The sequence below is a fragment of the Nitrospira sp. BLG_2 genome, from assembly GCF_049222245.1.
In genome coordinates this window covers 1-3,726 of record NZ_JBLYIG010000028.1, presented here as the reverse complement: position 1 = coordinate 3,726, position 3,726 = coordinate 1, and the positions used below count along the sequence as shown (strand labels likewise).

The 3,726-nt window shown below is 56.5% G+C and carries 6 protein-coding genes; all 6 read right to left on the bottom strand.

Features of this window, described 5'->3' with window-relative positions:
• Nucleotides 1-58: 58 nt before the first annotated feature.
• Nucleotides 59-319, bottom strand: coding sequence for a restriction endonuclease subunit S (locus tag ACOSYY_RS00790; protein ID WP_421660324.1), 261 nt, complete (start codon nucleotides 317-319; stop codon nucleotides 59-61).
• Nucleotides 291-1,445, bottom strand: coding sequence for a restriction endonuclease subunit S (locus ACOSYY_RS00785; protein ID WP_421660322.1), 1,155 nt, complete (start codon nucleotides 1,443-1,445; stop codon nucleotides 291-293). The genes ACOSYY_RS00790 and ACOSYY_RS00785 overlap by 29 nt, the downstream gene beginning before the upstream one ends.
• 136 nt (nucleotides 1,446-1,581) lie before the next feature.
• Nucleotides 1,582-1,824 carry an addiction module protein gene (locus ACOSYY_RS00780; RefSeq protein ID WP_421660321.1) on the bottom strand — a complete coding sequence of 81 codons (243 nt, stop codon included), beginning with the start codon at nucleotides 1,822-1,824 and terminating at the stop codon, nucleotides 1,582-1,584.
• Nucleotides 1,811-2,149, bottom strand: coding sequence for a type II toxin-antitoxin system PemK/MazF family toxin (locus ACOSYY_RS00775; RefSeq protein ID WP_421660320.1), 339 nt, complete (start codon nucleotides 2,147-2,149; stop codon nucleotides 1,811-1,813). The genes ACOSYY_RS00780 and ACOSYY_RS00775 overlap by 14 nt, the downstream gene beginning before the upstream one ends.
• The gene (locus tag ACOSYY_RS00770; RefSeq protein ID WP_421660319.1) at nucleotides 2,139-2,339 is read right to left on the bottom strand and encodes a DUF2281 domain-containing protein; all 201 of its coding nucleotides are present in this window, start codon (nucleotides 2,337-2,339) and stop codon (nucleotides 2,139-2,141) included. The genes ACOSYY_RS00775 and ACOSYY_RS00770 overlap by 11 nt, the downstream gene beginning before the upstream one ends.
• 15 nt (nucleotides 2,340-2,354) lie before the next feature.
• Nucleotides 2,355-3,726: type I restriction-modification enzyme R subunit C-terminal domain-containing protein (locus ACOSYY_RS00765; RefSeq protein WP_421660318.1), on the bottom strand; the 1,372-nt coding region annotated here is incomplete at its 5' end.

Sequence of the window (3,726 nt, the reverse complement as noted above, 5' to 3'; positions counted from 1 at the left end):
GAGATTGTCAATGTGGGTGAATCGGAGTATCGGGGTGGGGTTGGGCGGCATGGATCGATCAGCTTACGAGGCTCCCAGAAAAGGCCTGGGCTAGAACTGACTGCCGCAGCCGCTCGGCGCGGGTGAGGTTGGCTTCGACGGCGGCTTCGAGTTCGTCGATGACGGACAGGCCGCGCTCGACTTCGGCCACAATCTGATTCTGCTCAGCAGCTGGTGGCAAGGGAATTGGCAAGGTGGCTAGCACCGTCATACTGATGTTGTGCTGCCCCGCAGAGGTGGCTGCTCGCTGCTCAATCCATTGGCGAAAAAAAAACGACATCCCAAATTGTACTGACCCATGCAACGACCTCTGATATCTGGACCAGCCGAAATCGTATCAGGTATGAGGCATATGTGGAACGCGACATGAGTGGTTGCCTGACTACAGCACTTCTCCCAATCAGGCTTCGACTACCATTCGTACGAATGATGAGAACGTCGCCAACCGATAGTTCCTCGTCGCGTTCTATCTGAAAAGACTTTGGTGCAAACTTCAGATCTCCGAAATCCAGCCTGCCAGATTCAACATTGGGGATCCTCAAAACATTTGGTCCGGAGTTATCATAACCGCATTTGACCGATGTCCCATAGGCAGAATGCCAAGAGAGCTGTTCCAGAGAAGCCCACAACCATCCTTCCGGTAATGTTGGCAGGCCACTAGAATCGACGGTTGATGGCTCTTTGTACTTCCCTCGACCATTCCATTTCCCCTGCCGCTCGGCCAAGATGCGTTCGAGGAGCTTACTGGCTGGTTCGACGTCCGGATGAGCCTTGCGCCAGACTTCGGTCAGTTTGCCTTCGACGGCGGCTTTGAGGACGGCGGCTTTGTAGCGTTTGAGGTTGGCCTTGGTGCGTTTGAGCGAGGCAACGGCTTCATCGAGGCGGGAGAATTGTTTTTCGATCTCCGCGACGATGCGTCTCTGATTTTCTAAGAGCGGAACCGGAATTGATGCCTCCTGAAGAAAAGACTGCGGGACACGCTTCTGGCCTACGGCGCCAGTCATGTGATGGGCAGCTTCACGCCGGAAGCCTTGTGCAGACACGAAGTAGTACACGTAGCGCGGATCCATTCCATCGTGCGGGCGAAGAACGTGAAACTCCGTCGATCCAAAACCTATGCCGTTTGTGAGTTTTGGGACGACCGCCATTTTGCCGTTTTCCATGCACGGAGTGATCTTGGCAAATAAGACATCGCCTTCCCTAAAAGGTGTGTAGCCCTTCTTGACCGCTGCGAATTGTTTCGTCTGAGAAACTTCCATCCGTCCGCTGCCGGCTTCAACCGCGGCCATAGGGACGAAGGACACTTCGAGGTCGTCTCGATAGGCAGACTTATCAAGTCGTGGATTGAGATCCACCACTTCGGATAACGGTTTCTGAGGCCAAGTTGTGTTGCTCTTGTTCAACATCGCTAAGCTACCAACGCCCCGTTCCTGCCTGCATGCCCAACCTCGCCTGCGCATGACGCGCGGGCAGGTTCGGCGCACTTGCAGGCAAGCAGTTCATCGATGATTGGTCTCAAGATGTCGCCAGGGACATGAGGACTCATCGGCTACGTCGCAACTGTCGCCTCACCTCTTCCCAAGGAATCGTTTGGACTTCCCCGCGATCGATCTGCTGAATCCGGCGCTGCACTTCTTCTTGCCAGGCTTGTTCCACATCGGTATCGGACCCCTCATCCAAGCTGGCAATCAAGTGTTCGGCGATTTGTGCGCGCTCTGCAGAAGGGAGTTTGAGCGCCTGCTCCAGAATGGCCTGTGTTTTGTTCCGCTTGTTACGTGCGGACATAACCGACCACGGAGCAGAGTCCTTGCAATACAGTTTGTATGGTCTGTGGCGACACAGCGCCGAAGGTTTTGACGATGCTGCTTTCGGAAAGGGTGAAGACCTTGTCGAATCTGATCCAGCAAGGTCTGGGTAGCGCACCTTGCACCAAGTGCGTCGGTCCGATCTGAAGCGCCGCGTTCTTCTGCTCGACGGACGTGATGGCCAACCCGATGAAGTCGGCATGTCGATCCGGCGGAGTCAAGACCATGACGGGGCGTTTCTTTGCTGACTGGAGGTCCGAGTAGGGAAAGGGAACCAAGACCAGGTCGCCGGGCCTACACGCCATTCCAAACCTCGTCGTCTTGGTTGTCCCACACATGGCGCATTGCCGGTTCCTGGGCTTGCTTCAACTCTTCCGTGGGCCTGTCGCGAAGGCCGTGCTTGATTTCGATGTACTCGATGAAATCCAGCACCTCCCGCGCGAGGCTGTCCGGAAGTTTCTGCGCTTCCTTGAAGATTCGTTCGGCTGTCGACATGGCGTCCTTCCTCTCTTAGGCCACGAGAGCTACGTTCAACGCCTCTATTATCGTTTGAAGGCCATCTGGAAACAACCGATGGGCCTTTCCCAATCCACCTTCCTGTGCAAACGGGGCAAGCTCGAAGTCGTCCTTCTCAATGCCGAGATTGGCCGCGACATGATCGCGGATCATGTCGAGCCAATGAAGTTGTTCGGGGGTGAAGCGACGCCCCTGACCCTCACCCCTACCCTCTCCCTGAGGGAGAGGGGGTAAGGATTGTTGCTGCGCGAGCCAGGAGTTGAAGTTGGCGTTGACCCGTTCGGGGAACGGCACCAGTTCGTTGTCTTGATGAATGGCAAAGCGGACGAGGGACACGAGGTCTGTGAGGATGCGCTTGCCGCTCGCCCCCTTGACCTTCGATTTCTCCAGGGCCGCGTAGGCCTGCCAGAGCTGGGATTCGTTCCAGAGATACGGTGGCTTTTCGATGGCATCGGCCAGTTCTTTGATGTGTTCAAAGGTCAGGCGCTTGCCTGCCTGCGTCACTCGCTGACGCACAGGTATCGTGTAGAGAATCTGCAAGGCGGAAATTTCATCCTTGTGCTTCTGGATGAACTCTTCGAACGACTGCACGAGGGTGCGAGCGCGGGCCAGGGCATCGGCGCTGAACCCTGCTTCGAGGACCTGATCTTGGCTCACGTGGTCGATGATGAGTTCGTTCTTCTTCTTGATGTCGATGAGCAGTTCGCGCAGCTTCGGGTCTTGAAAGGGCTTGGCTGCTTCTTGCAACAGCGCGGCTGCTGCCTGCTGAATCTGCTGCTCTGTCGGTTTGTCGGTGCCGAATTGTTGCCTGGCCCGTTCATCTTGCCGATCGGGATTGACCGCTTCGATCAATCTACGGCTCAGATCCTTGAGCGAGTGGCCGCCACTGGTTTTCACAATGGCCTGATCGTCCTGTTTTGTGATGCGGTGCTCCATGCGAGCGAGCCGCCCCGCGATACTCGTGAGCACGTCTTCATCGATACTCCCCAGGGCCACGGCTTGGAGCAGTTTGTCGAAGGCCACGCTGGGCTTCTTTTCCATCGGTCTCGCATCGGTCTTGTCTATCTCGCAGACGCCGACGGCATCCACAATGACGAAGTGATCTTTGCTCACGGCGTCGGGCGTGACGCTCTTGAGGTCGTCGGCCTTGATGACGCGGACGCCGCGGCCCTTCATCTGCTCGAAGAACGTGCGGGACTTGACGGCGCGCATGAAGACGACGATTTCGACCGGCTTGATGTCGGTGCCGGTGGCGATCATGTCCACGGTGACGGCGATACGGGGATGGTAGCTGTTGCGAAAGCTCTTGATGAGGTCCTTCGGAGTCACCCCGGTGGTGCGATAGGTGATCTTCTGGGCGAATTCG